At 61.1% G+C, this 16,992-nt stretch carries 16 protein-coding genes; 11 read left to right on the plus strand and 5 right to left on the minus strand.

Features of this window, described 5'->3' with window-relative positions; translation table 11 throughout:
* Nucleotides 1-122: 122 nt before the first annotated feature.
* Together MOV76_RS25835 and MOV76_RS25840 are read right to left on the minus strand one after the other, a co-directional pair.
* A complete protein-coding gene (locus tag MOV76_RS25835) occupies nt 123-572 on the minus strand; it encodes a hypothetical protein (protein WP_028733820.1) in 450 nt (149 codons plus the stop codon).
* A gap of 126 nt (nt 573-698) precedes the next feature.
* The gene (locus MOV76_RS25840) at nt 699-1,385 is read right to left on the minus strand and encodes a TetR/AcrR family transcriptional regulator (RefSeq protein ID WP_028733821.1); all 687 of its coding nucleotides are present in this window, start codon (nt 1,383-1,385) and stop codon (nt 699-701) included.
* A gap of 183 nt (nt 1,386-1,568) precedes the next feature.
* Here MOV76_RS25840 and MOV76_RS25845 point away from each other — a divergent pair, with 183 nt between their 5' ends.
* The 5 genes from MOV76_RS25845 (at nt 1,569) to MOV76_RS25865 (ending at nt 6,489) form a co-directional block, all read left to right on the plus strand.
* On the plus strand, nt 1,569-2,747 hold the full coding sequence (locus MOV76_RS25845) for a patatin-like phospholipase family protein (protein WP_130653516.1): 1,179 nt from the start codon (nt 1,569-1,571) through the stop codon (nt 2,745-2,747).
* Between the two features lie 27 nt (nt 2,748-2,774).
* On the plus strand, nt 2,775-3,533 hold the full coding sequence (locus tag MOV76_RS25850) for an acetoacetate decarboxylase (RefSeq protein WP_130652028.1): 759 nt from the start codon (nt 2,775-2,777) through the stop codon (nt 3,531-3,533).
* 26 nt (nt 3,534-3,559) lie between these two features.
* Nucleotides 3,560-4,342 carry a 3-hydroxybutyrate dehydrogenase gene (locus MOV76_RS25855; RefSeq protein ID WP_130652029.1) on the plus strand — a complete coding sequence of 261 codons (783 nt, stop codon included), beginning with the start codon at nt 3,560-3,562 and terminating at the stop codon, nt 4,340-4,342.
* Nucleotides 4,343-4,477: 135 nt separating this feature from the next.
* The gene (locus MOV76_RS25860) at nt 4,478-5,371 is read left to right on the plus strand and encodes a DUF2092 domain-containing protein (RefSeq protein WP_130653517.1); all 894 of its coding nucleotides are present in this window, start codon (nt 4,478-4,480) and stop codon (nt 5,369-5,371) included.
* A gap of 383 nt (nt 5,372-5,754) precedes the next feature.
* Entirely contained in the window at nt 5,755-6,489 is a 735-nt protein-coding gene (locus MOV76_RS25865; protein ID WP_245484452.1) for a hypothetical protein, read from the plus strand.
* 113 nt (nt 6,490-6,602) lie between these two features.
* On the opposite strand, the gene MOV76_RS25870 is transcribed toward MOV76_RS25865, so the two are convergent.
* Nucleotides 6,603-7,286: a TetR/AcrR family transcriptional regulator gene (locus tag MOV76_RS25870; protein WP_245484453.1), complete on the minus strand. Its 684-nt coding sequence runs from the start codon at nt 7,284-7,286 to the stop codon at nt 6,603-6,605.
* Nucleotides 7,287-7,417: 131 nt separating this feature from the next.
* Between MOV76_RS25870 and MOV76_RS25875 the strand changes: the two genes are divergently transcribed.
* The 5 genes from MOV76_RS25875 (at nt 7,418) to MOV76_RS25895 (ending at nt 14,609) form a co-directional block, all read left to right on the plus strand.
* Nucleotides 7,418-8,467 carry an efflux RND transporter periplasmic adaptor subunit gene (locus tag MOV76_RS25875; protein WP_247265580.1) on the plus strand — a complete coding sequence of 350 codons (1,050 nt, stop codon included), beginning with the start codon at nt 7,418-7,420 and terminating at the stop codon, nt 8,465-8,467.
* Between the two features lies 1 nt (nt 8,468).
* Entirely contained in the window at nt 8,469-9,566 is a 1,098-nt protein-coding gene (locus MOV76_RS25880; protein WP_222283912.1) for an efflux RND transporter periplasmic adaptor subunit, read from the plus strand.
* Nucleotides 9,563-12,613, plus strand: coding sequence for an efflux RND transporter permease subunit (locus MOV76_RS25885; RefSeq protein ID WP_309506486.1), 3,051 nt, complete (start codon nt 9,563-9,565; stop codon nt 12,611-12,613). The genes MOV76_RS25880 and MOV76_RS25885 overlap by 4 nt, the downstream gene beginning before the upstream one ends.
* Nucleotide 12,614: 1 nt before the next feature.
* Nucleotides 12,615-13,904: an alpha/beta hydrolase gene (locus MOV76_RS25890; RefSeq protein WP_247265581.1), complete on the plus strand. Its 1,290-nt coding sequence runs from the start codon at nt 12,615-12,617 to the stop codon at nt 13,902-13,904.
* A 66-nt stretch (nt 13,905-13,970) separates the two neighbouring features.
* Nucleotides 13,971-14,609, plus strand: coding sequence for a TetR family transcriptional regulator (locus MOV76_RS25895; RefSeq protein WP_247265582.1), 639 nt, complete (start codon nt 13,971-13,973; stop codon nt 14,607-14,609).
* 18 nt (nt 14,610-14,627) lie between these two features.
* Here MOV76_RS25895 and MOV76_RS25900 read toward each other — a convergent pair whose 3' ends face one another.
* Entirely contained in the window at nt 14,628-15,095 is a 468-nt protein-coding gene (locus tag MOV76_RS25900) for a cupin domain-containing protein (protein ID WP_247265583.1), read from the minus strand.
* Between the two features lie 446 nt (nt 15,096-15,541).
* Between MOV76_RS25900 and MOV76_RS25905 the strand changes: the two genes are divergently transcribed.
* Nucleotides 15,542-16,360 (plus strand): sugar phosphate isomerase/epimerase, encoded by an 819-nt coding sequence (locus MOV76_RS25905; RefSeq protein WP_247265584.1) that lies wholly within the window; start codon nt 15,542-15,544, stop codon nt 16,358-16,360.
* Nucleotides 16,361-16,425: 65 nt separating this feature from the next.
* On the opposite strand, the gene MOV76_RS25910 is transcribed toward MOV76_RS25905, so the two are convergent.
* On the minus strand, nt 16,426-16,992 hold a 567-nt coding region (locus MOV76_RS25910), incomplete at its 5' end, for a zinc-binding dehydrogenase (RefSeq protein WP_247265585.1).

Below are 16,992 nucleotides of genomic sequence, written 5' to 3' on the forward strand. Positions count from 1 at the left end.
CTCGGCGGAGGCTGTCAAGATACGGAAATCAATGTGCGGCGGCGATCGCGCGTCTTTGTTCACCGGCCGGTTTGTGCGCCCAACGTGGCAGATGGTGGCTTTCTACTGAGTGCCGTAAAATCCTACCGTCTGGTAGCCAGGCGTCCTGTCGCCAATTCTGCCCGGCAAGCCTCACCAAAATCGAGGAGAAAGTTCATCGCGCCGGAACGGGCAAGATCCCGGATTTCAGAGAGTGAGCGATTGGGCGTCAAATAGGTCTCGACGATCCTTGCCATCGCCAGTTCGGCTGCGTCCACGACCGAACGGGATGAAATCAGACGCATCTGAGCGACCAGTGCATAAAGCAGCACGAGATCGGAAACGTCGTCCTTCTGGTGGCTTAGTGCGTCACCGTAAAGCCGCGTGGCTTCGGCGATGAAATCCGAAAACAGCTTTTCGCGCTTGGCAATCTCGACCTCGCGTTGTTTTTCCTTCACCTGTGATCGATGCGTCATCCACGTGCTGGCAAATGAGGTCAGGCTGCCAATCGCGATGCCGGCGAGACCCATCAGAGCAGAGATGTATGCGTCCATGAGATTCTCCTCTCGGAACGAGCCGCGCGCGACACGTAAATAACAGGGCGGATCGCCGACCAGCCCCAATGCCCAGGCGTGCTTGTCAAAAATTCAAAGGTTTACCAGCGCGAGGCTTGGGAGGTTCTACTCTGCAAGCGGAGGCCCCACCCACACGCCGACTGGTATTTCCGGGATACAATTCGCCAATCCGTCGAGCATGCCTTGCAACACGCCCTCGCTCAGCTCCTCAATCTTGCCGCTGGGGCCGACGAGGCTGTCTACCAGCAGCAAGGTAAGTCCATGCATTTGCGACCAGAATATTAGAATGGCACCATCGATCGTACGCGTGTTTGCCGCGGTGTTGGGAATGAGGCGCCCAAGAGCGCCGTCGCATATCGCCTCTACCACAACGGCTTTCATGCTGTAGGCCGCAGTTCTTTCGATCGCAGGGCGCCCATTGTCCTGGCCACCAAGGTAGCCGCCGAACATTAATCTGTAGAGCGCTGGATTGTTGACGCCGCCGCAAACGTAAGCGCGCGCTATAGCTGCCAGCCGCTCGCGCGGACTGTCGAGTTCCTTTGTCGCATCAGCCATCCGCTTCGCAAGGAGCTCAAATCCGACTGCCGAGACGGCGGCCAGCAATTCGCGCTTGTCGGCGAAGTGTTTGTAGGGGGCGTTGTGACTGACGCCCGCTCGTCGGGCGAGCTCCCGAAGCGAAAATTCCGTGCTCTGGGATTCGCTGAGGACATCGAGTGCCGCCTCTACGATCGCCCTGTGCAGGTCGCCATGATGATACGGGCGCTGCTCTGTGGTGGAAATATCTTTGGTCATATTCGTCCATTAGGTTTTTAAGTTGCTCGTGTCAACATTTTTGACTGCGCGATGTTGACATTGTCTACTCTCATCTTTAAGTGGGCGTTGTCAACATGTGGCGTGCCCGTTCCGTCTACTATTTCGGCGCAATGCGAGCACGCGATCGGCGCCTACGGACGCTACAACAAAAAAGGTACATTGATGGCTGCTCAACATCCCGTCAAAAACAAGAGGCACCGCATAGCGGAGCGTCCGCCATTCGAGCGTATCGCGCTGTTGTTGCAAGGCGGGGGGGCGCTCGGCTCATATCAGGCCGGCGTCTATCAAGCACTGACCGAAGCCGGACTGCATCCTGACTGGGTCGCCGGCATCTCCATCGGAGCCATCAACAGCGCTCTGATCGCCGGCAATCCGCCTGAAAGACGAGTGGAGGCGCTCAGGAGCTTCTGGGAGACGGTAACCGCCCCGGCTCACGGGATGCCCACGCTGTTTTCGGCGATGCTAGGGGCGATGGGGCTCCAGGGTGATTTCGCGCGTGGCCTGCTCAATCAGGCACATGCCTTCGCCACCCTTATGGACGGCGCCGCGGGCTTCTTCACGCCCCGTCTGGTGCCACCTTTCTTTTCATCCGCCGGCAGCATCGAGGCGGAAAGCTTCTACGACGTCGCACCGCTGAAGGCGACGCTGGAACGGCTGGTGGACTTTGATCGCATCAATACAGGAGCCATGCGTTTCAGCGTCGGCGCCGTCAACGTACGCACCGGCAACTTCGAGTATTTCGATACCACGACCCACGATATCCGCCCCGAACATATCATGGCGAGCGGCTCCTTGCCGCCTGGCTTCCCGGCGACGAGGATCGACGGCGAGTGTTACTGGGACGGCGGCCTCATATCCAACACGCCGCTGCAATGGGTCCTCGATAACGCGCCGCGCCAGGACACGCTGGCCTTTCAAGTCGATCTCTGGAGCGCGAGTGGCGAGTTCCCGCGTGACCTTCTCGGAATCGAACTGCGGCAGAAGGATATCCGCTTCTCGAGCCGCACACGCGCGGCGACCGACCATTTCAAGACGCAGCAGCGGCTGCGCCGCGCACTCGGCCATCTGGTCGAACTCGTCCCGCAGGACGCGCTGCTGCAAGCTGATCCGGAGATCAAGCTGCTCGTCGATCAGGCCGACGAGAAGGTCTACAACATCGTCCAGCTCATATATCGCGCCAAGAAATACGAAGCGAGCTCCAAGGATTACGAGTTCTCCCGGCTGACGATGGAGGAGCACTGGGCCTCCGGCTACAACGACGCCCTTCAAACATTGCGCCACCCCGAGGTGCTGCAGCGTCCCGGCACGCCGGACGGCGTCGCCATTTTCGACTTCGATTGAGATTTCACCAAAGAGAAGAGCACGACCATGAAGATCGCCGCAGTCCGCGAAAATGCCTTCGCGATGCCGCTCAACAATCCGGCCTATCCGAGGCCACCCTACAAGTTCTACAACCGCGAATTTGTCGTCATCAACTATCGGACCGATCCGGAGACCCTGCGCGCCGTCGTGCCGGAGCCGCTGGAAGTGATCGGCGACACTGTCGCCTATGAATTCATCCGCATGCCGGATTCGACCGGCTTCGGGGACTATACGGAAACCGGGCAGGTCATTCCGGTGCGCTTCACGACGCCATCAGGCAAGGTGCAGGAAGGCAGCTACGTGCATGCCATGTACCTTGACGACAGCTCTCCGATCGCCGGCGGCCGTGAGATCTGGGGCTTTCCGAAGAAGCTGGCAACGCCGAAACTGTCGCACGAGCAGGAGACGCTCGTCGGAACGCTGCACTATGGCTCGGTTCTCTGCGTCAGGGCGACCATGGGCTACAAGCATCGGCAACTCCCGCTGGAGCCGCTGGCCAAGGCAATGGCGAAGCCCGCCTTCATGTTGAAGATCATCCCGCACGTGGACGGTTCGCCCCGGATTTGCGAACTCGTGCGCTACTATCTCGAGGATGTGACCCTGAAGGGCGCATGGGCCGGCCCGGCGGCCCTGCAATTGTTCGAACACGCGATGTGCGATGTCGCGCGGCTGCCCGTGCGGGAGGTCACGTCGGCCAGCCATTATATCGCCGACCTGACGCTCGGCCTCGGCGAGGTCGTGTTCGACTACCTCCAAAACGACTGATCTCCCGCAACTGAAAGGAACTATCCATGTCTCGATTTGATGGAAGAGTGGCGATTGTCACCGGAGCCGCGAGCGGCATCGGCAAGGAGATCGCGCTTCGCTTCGCAGCCGAAGGCGGCATTCCCGTGATCGCCGACCTCAATCTTGACGCCGCGAACGCAACGGCCGCCGAGGTCAAAAGCAAGGGCGGCGATGCATTCGCGGTGGCGATGAACGTCGCCGACGAAGAGCAGGTGGAAAAGGCCGTTGGCGAGGTGGTCGCCAGGTTCGGCAAGATCGACGTGCTGGTCAGCAATGCTGGCATCCAGATCGTCAAGCCGCTGGTCGACTTTCCCTTTGCCGACTGGAGAAAGCTGCTTTCGATCCATCTCGACGGCGCCTTTCTGACCACTCGCGCCTGCCTCAAGCACATGTATGCCGCCAATTATGGCCGGGTGATCTACATGGGGTCAGTGCACTCCAAGGAAGCCTCGAAGCTGAAGGGGCCCTATGTCACGGCCAAGCACGGACTGATCGGACTGGCCAAGGTACTGGCAAAGGAGGGGGCCGAGCACAACGTCACGGCCAACGTGGTCTGTCCCGGCTTCGTGCGCACGCCGCTCGTCGACAAACAGATCCCGGAGCAGGCACGGGAGCTCGGCATCAGCGAGGAGCAGGTGGTCAAGACGGTGATGCTCAAGGATACGGTCGACGGCGAGTTTACCAGCACCGATGATGTGGCCGACGCTGTTCTCTATTTCGCGGCGGCCAAGTCCAATGCCGTGACGGGTCAGTCGCTGGTCGTGAGCCACGGCTGGTTCATGCAGTAGGATCGATTGCGGACAGACGGACGACACCCTTTGCGGCGCCGTGCGACAGGAACGCTCCAGCACCCGGACCAACTCTACCTCGCGACGAGCCACAGTGGGCTCGCGCTATCTGGATTAGTATCAAAGGAAATGAACATGGAAGTCTGTAATGGTTTGCGGCGGGCCCTCGCGAAGGCCCGGCGACCTTCGGTGGCAACGAACCGCTCTGTCGACGGCGTAAGCGTGCGTGGAGTGACTGCGATACTGCGGAATGTCGGGCAGACTGTCGCGTTCGGCATTCTTGTGGGATTCGCCACACTGCCGACAGCCCGCGCGGATGAACCGACACCTCCGTTCAAGCCAGCGATCAGCGACGAGGCCGCGACCGCCGTTTCGCAGATGGGAAAGACGCTGCACGCCAGGGACCTGTCGGTCACGGCAAGAACGATCAGCGTCTATCTGGACGAATTCGGACAACCGCTTCACATCTTCCATACGATCAAAATCGCCGCCCGCCGGCCCGATCGGATCGCCGTCGAGTTTATCGGCGATGACGGCAGACACGATCTCTTCTACGACGGCAAGGCGGCCTCGGTCTTCTTTCCCGACAGAAAGAAATACATGACGATCCCCGCGTCGGGCGACATATCGTCCGCGCTCGACGAGATCGCAGACAAGTTGGACCTCGATTTTCCGCTCGGCGTCCTTTTTGCGGGCTCTCCGGACGAAGTGCTGCTGGGCGATGCCATGGCGGCCGAGCAGGTGGGCATGGCTACCATCGACGGGGTCGAGTGCCGGCATCTGCTTTTCTCACAGAAGTCCGGCATCGATGTGGAATTGTGGCTCGAGAAGAATGACGCGGCGACGCCGCATCGCTTGGTCGTCACCTACCCGTTGCTGCAGGGCCAACCAAGCTTTGTTGCCGAATTCACCAGTTGGACGACCGAGCCCCCTCTGTCCGACTCCGAATTCACCTTTGAACCTCCTGCTGATGTGAAAAAGATCGACCCGACACCAGCCGTCGCGTCGGGAACCGAGGGGAGGAAGTGATGAACCATCTCAAGCGCACCTGCCTTGCTTTTCTCGCTTTAACGGCCATCACATCGGACGTTGCCTTCGGTCAGTTTGCGCCGCCCCCTGGCGGCCCGCCGTCCCTGCCGTCTGGAGGGCCACCGCATTTCCCGTCGGGCGGGCCAAGCGGGGGCCTACGTCCGCAGATAGGCCGCACTCCGCGTCCACCAATGGCGAGCCACCGTCGGCCGCCGGTGAGCGCTCAGAACCGCCCTCCGGCGAACCCACGTACTCGTATGCCAGGTGTCGGCGGCGCAAAGGGGCGATTGGCGGAAGGGCCTGGCCGCGGGGGGAGTAATGCGTCTGGAAATATCCGCAACACGCTGAACTCGGGCGGTAACATCAACGGGAACCGCACCTTCATGAACTCCGGCGGCAACATCGCCGCAAAGGACTCGGGCAATGTCACCGTCAACAATTCCGGCGATGTCAAAGTCTCCGGCAACGGCAACGGATACTTTGGCCGTGGATACTATGGTCGTGGAGACCACGGCGTCGGCGACTACGGTGACGGAGAGTATGGCGGTGGGGATTATGGTCGTGGATACTATCGCCGCGGAGCCTATGTTCTGGGCGGGTATGCGGCAGGCGTCGTCACCGGTGCGGCAGCCGCCTCCAGCACCGGCGGAACGACATATTCTTCCGACGGATACCAGTCTGGATCCGCAACAGGTTCCTCTGGCACAGCGTCCTCGGGTTCGTCCCACCGCACCTCTTCGGGTTCTGCCGACGCGTCGTCGTCGGGTTCGTCCCAGGCGGGCTCTTCAGGTTCGTCTCACGCCAGGTCTTCAGGCTCATCTGCCGGGGAATATGCGAGCTCTTCCGATCAGAGCCGCTCCGACCGGCCCGTTGGCAGCGGAGAGGGCGGGTCGAACCAGAGCGGCGGCAATGGCAGGTCCCAGTCTGTCAATCCGCTGATTGCCGGCCTGTTTGAGAGCCTGCCACCGGAGGGCACGGCATGGTCATCGGAAGATGCGGTCGGTTGGCTTCAGGCTGCGGCCGCCAATCTACGGATCGTCTATAAGATCCAGGGAAACATCACGGTCACGGGCGAAGTCCCGCCGTCGGATGACAATCGCGTTCCTAGCGGCAATTAGATTCAGCTCAGCATGGGAAGAGGCAAAGGCCGGATACGTCGAACGACGTATCCGGCCTTTGCCAGCATCGAAAACTGCACAGCTCCGTCCGCTCTCTGACGCACCTCGCCAAATCAGGCCATTCGTTTCGAACGCCGCAGAAGCCCGTTCATAACGAGGCTAATGTGCGCCTCCATAAGCGCCCTGCCGTCGATCGGCTTTCGATCGGCAAGCATGAGATGCCAGACGGCAATCTGAAAAATCGAACTCGCGAGCACGTCAGGCGTATCGGTGGCCGTATCATGTCTCAACTCTCCCGATTTCACGCCTTCCTCGACCAAGGCCGTGAGGGCTGCAAGCGTCGGTGCGATGAATAGCTCATGACGGCAATCGACCATTTCGGGAAGACGAGTTCCTTCGGCGACGGACAAGCGCAGGAGTTCTCTCGTCTTTCGGTCGTTGGCCGTATTTTCATAAGCGATAAGCAGTAGGTCGCGGATCCTATCGGCGCAGGATCCCCGAAGGCTGCCGATGGCGGTCGACAGGTCTGCGGATGACGTCGACGCGTGACGAAACATCTCCTGGAAAAGAACATCCTTGGTCGGGAAATAGAGGTAGACCGTTCCCTTTGTTATCCGCAGTCGGGTTGCGACATCTTCAACTCGCGTTGCCGCATAACCTTTTGCCGCAAACTCCTCGAACGCGGCCTCCAGTATTTCATGGGGACGCCGCGCCTTCCGTTCCCCCCGCGATGTTTTTTTAACAACTCGTTCCATCATCCAATTGGAATTATTCGGCTGTCCGGCGGCTAACCGCATCTGCTTCACCCATGCCCATGTTGCGTGTGTCAACATTTTCTGACGGAGATGTTGACATCGTCTACTTTAGCTATTAAGTGGGCGTTGTCAACATCGGGCGATGGCCTGTTAGGAGCAAAAAGTCCTTTCGATTGCTGGGAATTGGTCTCGCCTGCGCAGTCCTGGCTGCCTGCGAAGAGAAAGCTGAAGTTGCGCCGCCGCCGCAGCAGGTCCGCGTCGTCGCGGCAGCCGAGGCTCAGTATCAGCCGGGTGCGGAAATCACCGGCGAGGTGAAGGCGAGGGTCCAGACCGAACTCTCCTTTCGCGTCAGCGGCCGGGTTCTTGAGAGAAGGGTCGACGTCGGATCGCATGTCCACGCCGGCGACGTCCTCGCCCGGCTCAACGACACGGAACAGCAGGCGGACGTCAGCGTCGCCCGTGCCGCGCTGGCGTCGGCGCAGGCCGTCGTTGCGCAGAAGACGCTCGCCTTCGACCGGGCGAAGTCACTCCTGCAGTCGCAGGCCGTTCCGAGGGCGGTCTTTGATGATGCCCAGAAGGAGCTGCTGAGCGCACAGGCTTCCCTCGAGGCCGCCGAGGCCGCGCTCGCGACGGCAGAGGACGCTCTGTCCTATACCGAGCTGAAGGCCGCCGCGGACGGCATCATCACGGCGCGCAGCATCGAAGCCGGGCAGGTGGTGTCAGCAGCGCAGTCGGCCTTCACGCTCGCCCATGACGGGCCACGAGACGCAGTGTTCGACGTCTTCGAGGCGTTCTTTCTGGATGGCCGGCCGCTGAACGACGTCGAGGTCGCACCGGTCTCCGATCTTGCGAGCGACGTCCACGCCAGCATTCGCGAGGTCTCTCCCGTCATAGACGCGAAGGCAGGCACGATCCGGATCAAGGTGGGGCTCCAGGACGGCGCGCCATGGCCGCTCGGAACGCCTGTCGTGGGCAAGCTGCGCGCCTCGCCGCGCGACGGAATCGTGCTGCCCTATACCGCGATCGCATCAGCCGGGGGCGAACCTGCCGTGTGGCTCGTCAACACTCAAAACCAATCCGTTTCGCTCCGTAGGATCTCGGTCGACCGATATCGCCAAAGCGATTTCGTCGTCACCGGCGGCGTCGCCGCGCAAGACCTGATCGTCACCGAAGGCGGAAAGTTCCTCAAGGAAGGCCAGGCTGTCGCCTGGGAAGGCAAGTGAGATGACCCTCAATCGCATATGTACCTCTCTCCCGCTTCTTCTGTCAGTGTCGCTGCTTGCAGGCTGCGATCAGAGCTCCGTCGCAGGGGAGGAGACGGTTCCCCGCCCTGTCAAAGTCGTCATGGCCGCGGCCGAACAGGACAAAATCGTAAGTTTGCCCGGCGTGGTGCGAGCTCGCATCGAGACCGACCTGGCGTTTCGGACGCTGGGGAGAATGGTCTCTCGCAAGGTCGATGTCGGTGACCTTGTGCACAAGGGCGATGTCCTGGCGGAAATCGATCCGCTCACTCTGCAACTCGCGGTCACGAGCGCGGAGGCCGAACTCCGCAACGCCCAGGCGCAGTTGGCGAACGCAGCGACGACGGAAACGCGCAAGCGAAGGCTCGTCCAAAGCAATGCGGCGAGCGTTGCCGATCACGATCTTGCCGACCAGCAGCTCAAATCGGCTACCGCCAATGCCGCGAAAGCGACGGCGAGCCTTGCGAAGGCGCGCGAGCAGCTAGGCTACGCCGAGCTGAAAGCCGAGTTCGATGGCGTCGTGACCGCCACGTCCGCAGAAATGGGCCAGACCGTTTCTGCCGGCCAACCGGTCTTGAAACTGGCACGCCTCGAGCAGCGCGACGTGGTCGTCGACATGCCGGAAGCGCAGTTCAGTCGCATTCGCCTGGACGACCGCTTCAACGTCGCCCTCCAGCTCGACAGCAGGATCCAGGCGACTGGCGTGGTCCGCGAGATCGCACCGCAGGCCGATCCCAATACCCGCACCTATCGACTGAAGATCGGGATCGATCAGGCGCCGGATATCTTCCGCCTTGGCGCCGTGGTCACCGCGACGCCGCTTGTCGGAGAAAGGAAGCAGGCGATCACGCTGCCGCTCTCCGCCATTCGCCATGAAGGCGGTACCAGCCAGGTATGGGTGGTAGATCGCTCGACAGCCACTGTCGCTCCGAGAGTGATTGAACTGGAAGGTCCGGCGTCCGCCCCCCGTTCTGTCGTGGTTCAAGCGGGCCTGCGGGAAGGGGAAGAGATCGTCATCGCCGGAGTCGATGAACTCACCGATGGACAGAAAGTGCAACTCGGACAGGAGCCACGCCCGTGAACAAATTCAACCTTTCTGACTGGGCGCTCGAGCATCGTTCTCTCGTCTGGTACTTCATGATCATGTTCGCGGTGGCGGGCGCCTTTGCCTATCTCGGGCTCGGCCGCGAGGAGGATCCGTCCTTCACGATCAAGACGATGGTGATCCAGGCCCAGTGGCCGGGCGCTTCTGCCCAGGAGGTGACGCAGCAGGTTACCGACCGCATCGAAAAGAAGCTCCAGGAACTCGACAAACTGGAACATACCCGCAGCATTACGACTGCCGGTCAAACGATCGTCTTCGTCGATTTGCTGCCGGATACGAACGCGCGGGACGTAAAGCCCACCTGGTCGCGCGTCCGCAACTTGATTGACGATATCAAGCACGAATTCCCCCAAGGCGTGGTCGGGCCCTTCTTCGATGACCAGTTCGGCGACGTCTATGGCAATATCTTTGCCTTCACGGCAGACGGCCTCAGTCAGAGAGAACTGCGCGATTTCGCAGAGGATGCCCGAACACAGATCCTCAACATCCCCGACGTCGGCAAGGTCGACATCGTCGGCGCGCAGGACGAGGTGATCTACCTCGAATTCTCCACCCGCAAGATTGCCGCCCTCGGCATCGACCGCTCCGCCATCATTGCCACGCTCCAGGCGCAGAACGCCGTCACCCAGTCCGGCTTTGTCGAAACGGGGCCGGAGCGGGTCGCTTTGCGGGTCGGCGGGCGTTTCATCTCTGAAGACACCTTGCGGGGGATCAATCTTCGAGTAAACGACCGGTTCTTCCCGCTGACCGACGTCGCCACGATCACCCGTGGCTACGTCGACCCGCCGACGTCGCTCTTCCGCTTCAACGGAAAGCCCGCCATCGGGCTCGCGATCGGCATGAAGACGGGCGGCAATGTGCTTGCCTTCGGCGAAGCGCTTGACAAGACGATGAGCAAAATCACCCAGGAGCTTCCGGTCGGCGTCTCCGTCGAACAGGTATCCGACCAACCGAAGGTGGTTGAGGAGGCAGTCGGCGGCTTTACGAAAGCCCTGTTCGAGGCAGTCGCGATCGTGCTCGCGATCAGCTTCATCAGTCTGGGGATGAGGGCCGGCCTGGTGGTGGCAATCGCCATCCCGCTCGTTCTCGCCATCACGTTCATGGTCATGTTCTACACCGGCATATCGCTGCAGCGCATCTCGCTTGGAGCGCTGATCATCGCGCTCGGCCTCCTCGTCGACGACGCCATGATCGCCGTCGAGATGATGGTTGCACGGCTGGAAGCGGGAGACAGTCTCACGAAGGCCGCCACCTACGTCTACACATCGACTGCGTTTCCCATGTTGACCGGCACTCTGGTTACGGTCGCGGGCTTCATCCCCGTCGCTTTCAACAAGAGCAACGCTGGCGAGTTCACCTTCACGCTCTTTGTCGTCATCGCGGTTTCGCTCGTCGTTTCATGGGTGGTCGCGGTCGTGTTCACGCCCCTGATCGGGGTGACCATTCTACCAAAGACAATGAAGAAGCACGCTGAGCACAAGGGTCGGTTTGCGAAGGCGTTTTCGAACGTGCTGCAATTCTGCCTGCGCTGGCGCTGGATGACGATCGTCGCAACAGTCCTTCTCTTTGCTGGATCAATCGTTGGCCTGTCGATAGTGCAACAGCAATTTTTCCCGAGCTCTGACCGTCCGGAACTGATCGTCGACTGGAACCTGCCGCAGAACAGTTCGATCGCCGAAACGAGCCGCCAGATGGCCCAGTTCGAACATGAGATGCTGACTGACAACCCTGGCATCGAGCATTGGTCGACATACGTTGGCAGGGGTGCGCCGCGCTTCGTTCTTTCCTTCGACGTGCAGCCGGCTGACGTTTCTTTCGGCCAGACGGTCATTGTCACCAAGGGACTGGACGTCAGGGACAAGCTGAAGCAGCAGATGGAAACCTACCTTCAGAAGACGTTTCCGGGAACGGACGCTTACGTGAAGCTTCTGGACATCGGGCCTCCCGTTGGCAAGCCGATCCAGTACCGTGTGTCAGGCGAAAATCTGCAGACGGTGCGCGACCTGGCACAGAAGCTGGGCGCGATTGTCGGCACTTATCCTTCCCTCAGGAACATTGCCTTCGACTGGAACGAGCCGGCCCGTGTCGTGAAGATAGACGTGTTGCAGGACAAGGCCAGACAGCTCGGCGTCTCGTCCCAGGACATCGCAATGGCACTCAACACTGTCGTACAAGGAAATGCCGTAACGCAGGTCCGGGACGACATCTATCTGGTCGATGTCATCGGCCGTGCCGCGGAAAAGGAGCGCGGCTCGATCGACACCCTGCTTGACCTGCAACTGCAGAGCAGCAGCGGTCAATCCGTGCCACTGTCATCGGTCGCAACCTTCCGCTACGAGCTCGAACAGCCGACAATCTGGCGGCGCGACAGAGTTCCGGCCATCACGATCAAGGCCGGGATCGGCGATGCGACGCAGCCGGCGACCGTTGTGAAGGCACTCTCCGACAAGGTTTCGGCTTTCGAAAAGACGATGCCGGCCGGGTATTCGGTCAAGATCGGCGGCGCGGTCGAGGAAAGCGCCAAGTCGCAAGGTCCGATCGCGAAGGTGGCGCCGGCTATGTTCGTCATCATGGCGACGCTGCTGATGATCCAGCTTCAGAGCTTCCACAGGCTGTTCCTGGTCTTCTCGGTGGCTCCGCTGGCCCTCATCGGCGTCGTCGTGGCACTGCTCGCCAGCAACTCGCCGCTTGGGTTCGTCGCACTCCTGGGTGTGCTCGCGCTGGTCGGAATCCTCATCCGCAACTCCGTGATCCTGATCGTGCAGATCGAGGAGCTGCGTGCAGAGGGAATGTCGGCATGGAAGGCGGTGGTGGAGGCGACCGAACACCGCATGCGGCCGATCATGCTCACTGCCGCGGCCGCGACTCTGGCCCTGATCCCGATCTCGCATGAGATTTTCTGGGGTCCGATGGCTTACGCGATGATGGGTGGGATCGTCGTCGGAACGGCGCTGACGCTTCTCTTTCTGCCGGCGCTTTACGTCGCCTGGTTCCGGATTCCTCGCGAAGCCGAGCAGCACTGAGATGACCACATCCATCTCACCCCCTGGCCGCATTGCTCAGGGTCTCACCGGCTTTGGGTTTGGGTTTGGCAAGGCGATCGCTGCCCACGCGGGTCGAGCTGTCCTGGTCTTTGTGGCCCTGTCACTCGTTACATCGGGTTGCGCCAACCGGGTGCAGGATGTCCTGCAGCCTCTCGCCGTGGCCCCGGCCGGCACGAGCCGGGTCACCATGCTCGTCGCCACGACACGCAAGCCTTCGGAGGATCCCGGCAAACTCTTTTCCGGCGACCGCGGGACGGCGATTTCCCTTAACAGCGTCGACGTATCCATCCCGCCCGATCGGAACCGCAAGATCGGAGAAGTGCAGTGGCCGTCCCACATGCCGCCCAACCCGCAAAAGGAGTTTGCAGTCACGCAGGTTGCCAAGGTGCAATCCGAGGGCCAAGCGTTCGACTGGTACCGGAAGAATCGAAACACGAAGCATCAGGTCATCATTTTCGTGCATGGCTTCAACAACACCTATGCCGATGCCGTCTTCCGCTTCGCGCAGATCGTCCATGACTCGGGAACCGACGCCGCACCGATCCTCTTCACCTGGCCATCAAGGGGCCGTGTCTTCGATTACCTCTATGACAAGGAGAGCGCCAACTATTCGCGTCGCGCTCTGGAGGATCTGATCCTCCAGGCTGTGAACAGTCCCGACGTCTCCGATGTGACGATCCTCGCCCATTCCATGGGCGGCTGGCTTGCGGCCGAGGCGCTGCGTGGCGTCGCCATGCGCGAGAAATCAATCCCGACGAAGGTGAAGAACGTTGTTCTCGCATCGCCGGACATCGATATCGACGTGTTCCGTCGCCAGTTCACCGAGATGGGGGCGAAGCGGCCACACTTTGTGATCCTGACATCGACACGTGACAAGGCGCTGGAGATGTCGAGCTGGTTATCGGGTGGCGTTAGCCGCGTCGGCGGGTCCGATCTCAGACCCTACGCGCCTCTTCTCGACCAACTCGGCGTTTCCGTTATCGATACCAGCGCCATCGCGACGAATGATCCGCTCGGCCACAATGCCTTCGCCGACAGTCCTGAGATCGTGCGCCTGCTCGGGCGGCGGCTGGCAGGGCAGAGCCTCGAGGGTGGAGAGGCAAGCGTTGCCGATCAGATCGGGATGACGGCGGCCAATTTCGCCGGCTCGGCAGCGCGCGTAGCCGTTGCGGCTCCAGTCGCGGTCATCAGCCCGGAGGCGCGAGAAATCCTGAAGCGGGAGCTCTCCTCGAATGGGGGAAAGATGGTGGATGGTCAGATTGCGTACTGATCGTCAGCCGCCTCGATCAGAGCGGTCTGAGACCCGTCCAGCATGCGGACTAGATAGGATTGGCAAATGGAAGTTGGCACGACTGTAAAAAACCAGCCGCGAGCTGATTACATCTCCTCGATCGTCGAAGCCGGCACGGCAGCGTGCCGGCTGTACGGGCCCACGAAAACAAACGTCGTCGATATTGCTCGACTGCTCGGGAAGTCGCCGGCAAGTGTGTACAAAATCTTCCCCTCCAAGGCGGCGATTTGGGATGCCATCGCCGGGAATTTTTTCGAAACTGACCTCCGCTTCACTCCGTCTGCCGACGGCGAGCTCACCGGTGCGGCGAGCCGCCTGAAAAAAACCGCGCTCGGGCAACACCGCCTGATGCTGCAGGCACGTCTCGGCGACAGCCAGATGTTCGACCTCGTTGTTCTCGCCGCAGACGGCAGTTGGCCATCATTCAGAGACCATCTGAAACGACTTGAGGCGCATGTGAGGGAGCTCGTTTGCGCCGGCATCGCGACTGAAGAGTTCGTTCCGAGGAATGTTGACGCGGCCGCATCCTGCTTTTGCGCCTCAATCATCTCCTTATGGGACCCCAGAATTATTGGCGCCCTGCCTTGGAGCCACTGTGAGCTATCAGCTCATGAACTCGCTTCCTTTGCAGTTGCAGCTCTCCGGCCAAGTTCCCCAGGCGTGGAGAGCATGGCCGCGGAATGACGCCCCCAGATGCGGCCGCTAGGCCGCGAGGATGGTGATCCCGTACGAATTGGCGGCCGCAGTCATGCGAGCGATGGTTTCCGCCGAAGGGCTGACCTTCGGTGGCTCGGTCGTGCCTTCCGCTTCGATAAACTCGGCCATGTCTCGATCGACGACCGCGGAAAAGACCACGGGAACGGTTCCGCAGTTGGAATAGCCGTGCACCATGAAGGGCGGGATGGTGACGATGTCGCCGGCGCTGGCTTCGATCTCTTCGGGGCCGCTGTCGCTCAGGCGCCAGATCGTCAGCTTTCCCTCGATGATGCGGAACACTTCCGGGCTCGCATGCGCATGTTTCGGCGTCCGGCTGCCTGATGGCACGGTGACGTCGAAGATATTGAGCCAGGCTCCGCTGATTCTAAGCCGCCGCTCGACCCGGTCGCCGAGGACGAAAAACCGCTTTGCCTCGTCGCTCGCAGGCATTTTCACAAATGAGTTGGACATCATGTCTCTTTCTTTTTCTTACAGGGCTTCTTCTTATGGGCTTTTTCTTGCGGGCGCAGCCGTTAGACCTTTGCGACGCCTTTGACAACCCGCCCTGTTGTTGGGGGTAACATCGCCGAACGCTTTCAAAGAAGCGCGCTACATCGGCTGAAGCGATGAACAAACGGCTCCGTTGCCAGGGGTTCAGCGCCGCTCGCGCGCCACTGCGTCACGAGACTGTCGGGGCCGATATCGGTACTTTGGGGCGTTTCCGCAAGGTCCGCCAATGCCGCATCAGCTATGCGAAAATGACTGAGGCCAGAGGGTGCGAAAGGCTCGGCGCCTGTAATACCGCCGACACAGAAGGGGCGCATAGAACGCGGCGGCCGTTCTTAGCCGTTCTTTGGGGGGCCGTCATTCCACGCCGTCCCGGCATTCACATTGATCATTCACATTGATGGAGCGCATCCATGTCTTCTCTTCCCGTCGTCGGTGCCGCCATGACGCTCGATGAAGTCGAACTTCACCGTGACTGGCTGTTCGAAAAGTCCCGCGATCTCGAATTGCAGAGCTTCGTCGATGCCGAGATTCTGAACGGTGACTGGGCGCCGCTCGCCGCCCGCGCCAGAAGGCTTCTCGACGGTCATGGTGGCCGCCTCGGCATTCACGGCCCGTTCTGGGGCTTCACCATCGCCTCGGAAGATCCAGATATCCGCGCCATCGTCACCCGGCGTCTGCTGCAGGGGCTCGATGTCTGCGCCGCCATCGGCGCGACCCAAATGGTCATCCACAGCCCCTATACGTCCTGGTCCTACAACAATCTCGACGACAATGCCGGCGCCCGCGAGGCCTTGGTCGAGCGCACGCACATGACCCTGCGCGATGCCGTCAGGCGCGCCGAGGATATCAGCTGCACCATGGTCATCGAGAACATCGAGGACAAGGATCCGCATATTCGCGTGGCGCTCGCCGAAAGCTTCCAATCGCCTGCCGTCGCCGTCTCGATCGATACCGGCCATGCCCATTATGCCCATGGCTATACCGGTGCTCCGCCGGTTGATTATTACGTCAAGGCCGCCGGCAATCGCCTGCAGCATGTCCACCTGCAGGATGCCGACGGATATGCCGATCGCCACTGGAGCCTCGGTGAGGGCTCGATCCACTGGCACGCCGTCTTTAGGGCCCTTGCCAAGCTCGAAAGCAATCCGCGCCTCATCATCGAGATCAAGGATAAGTCCAAGATCCCGGCTTCATCAGCTTTTCTCGCCTCGATCGGCGTAGCTCAATAGGGTCTGTTGCTCGTCCCGCCCTCCCTCATTCCCGTGCTGCCACGGGCGGGGAGGGTGGAATTCACTCATGAAAACCGGGTAATCACGCTGATCCCCGTGGCCTCAGCTTTGTCGAGCGCCATCAGCGCCGGCACGGCCTCCTCGAGGCTGACCCGCCGTCCGATCAGCTTCTGCGGCGCGATCTTGCCGGCCGAAAGCATCGACAGCATGGCGTCGTAACGCCAGGCCTGCATGCCGTGGCTGCCGTAGATTTCCAGCTCGTGGCCGATCACCTGCGCCATTGGAATCTCAGGCGTTGCGTGTTCACCGAGCATTAGCCCCACCTGCACATGCCGCCCGCGCCGGCGCAGATTCTTGATCGAGTTGAAGCAGGTGACGGGATGGCCGAGCGCATCGATCGAGACATGCGCGCCGCCCTTGGTGATTTCGCGCACCGCTTCCGCCACGTCGGCGACGCCTGACGCATTGACCGTCGCCACCGCCCCGCAATCCCGCGCGAAGGCGAGCTTCTCCTCGGAAATGTCGATGCCGATCGCATTCGCCCCGAGTGCCGTGGCGATCATGATCGCCGACAGGCCGACGCCGCCGCAGCCATGCACGGCGATCCATTCGCCGGGCCCGGTGCGCGCCTG

Origin of the sequence: Rhizobium sp. PRIMUS64, from assembly GCF_023006465.1 — a bacterium.
Taxonomy (GTDB): Bacteria; Pseudomonadota; Alphaproteobacteria; order Rhizobiales; family Rhizobiaceae; genus Rhizobium; species Rhizobium leguminosarum.

Excerpts from the sequence above, each read along its gene's own strand:
- MOV76_RS25865 (WP_245484452.1), top strand. The coding sequence starts at position 5,755 with ATGAACTCCGGCGGCAACATCGCCGCAAAGGACTCGGGCAATGTCACC.
- MOV76_RS25870 (WP_245484453.1), bottom strand. The coding sequence starts at position 7,286 with ATGCGGTTAGCCGCCGGACAGCCGAATAATTCCAATTGGATGATGGAA.
- MOV76_RS25890 (WP_247265581.1), top strand. The coding sequence starts at position 12,615 with ATGACCACATCCATCTCACCCCCTGGCCGCATTGCTCAGGGTCTCACC.
- MOV76_RS25850 (WP_130652028.1), top strand. The coding sequence starts at position 2,775 with ATGAAGATCGCCGCAGTCCGCGAAAATGCCTTCGCGATGCCGCTCAAC.
- MOV76_RS25900 (WP_247265583.1), bottom strand. The coding sequence starts at position 15,095 with ATGATGTCCAACTCATTTGTGAAAATGCCTGCGAGCGACGAGGCAAAG.
- MOV76_RS25895 (WP_247265582.1), top strand. The coding sequence starts at position 13,971 with ATGGAAGTTGGCACGACTGTAAAAAACCAGCCGCGAGCTGATTACATC.
- MOV76_RS25840 (WP_028733821.1), bottom strand. The coding sequence starts at position 1,385 with ATGACCAAAGATATTTCCACCACAGAGCAGCGCCCGTATCATCATGGC.
- MOV76_RS25880 (WP_222283912.1), top strand. The coding sequence starts at position 8,469 with ATGACCCTCAATCGCATATGTACCTCTCTCCCGCTTCTTCTGTCAGTG.
- MOV76_RS25860 (WP_130653517.1), top strand. The coding sequence starts at position 4,478 with ATGGAAGTCTGTAATGGTTTGCGGCGGGCCCTCGCGAAGGCCCGGCGA.
- MOV76_RS25845 (WP_130653516.1), top strand. The coding sequence starts at position 1,569 with ATGGCTGCTCAACATCCCGTCAAAAACAAGAGGCACCGCATAGCGGAG.
- MOV76_RS25835 (WP_028733820.1), bottom strand. The coding sequence starts at position 572 with ATGGACGCATACATCTCTGCTCTGATGGGTCTCGCCGGCATCGCGATT.
- MOV76_RS25905 (WP_247265584.1), top strand. The coding sequence starts at position 15,542 with ATGTCTTCTCTTCCCGTCGTCGGTGCCGCCATGACGCTCGATGAAGTC.
- MOV76_RS25855 (WP_130652029.1), top strand. The coding sequence starts at position 3,560 with ATGTCTCGATTTGATGGAAGAGTGGCGATTGTCACCGGAGCCGCGAGC.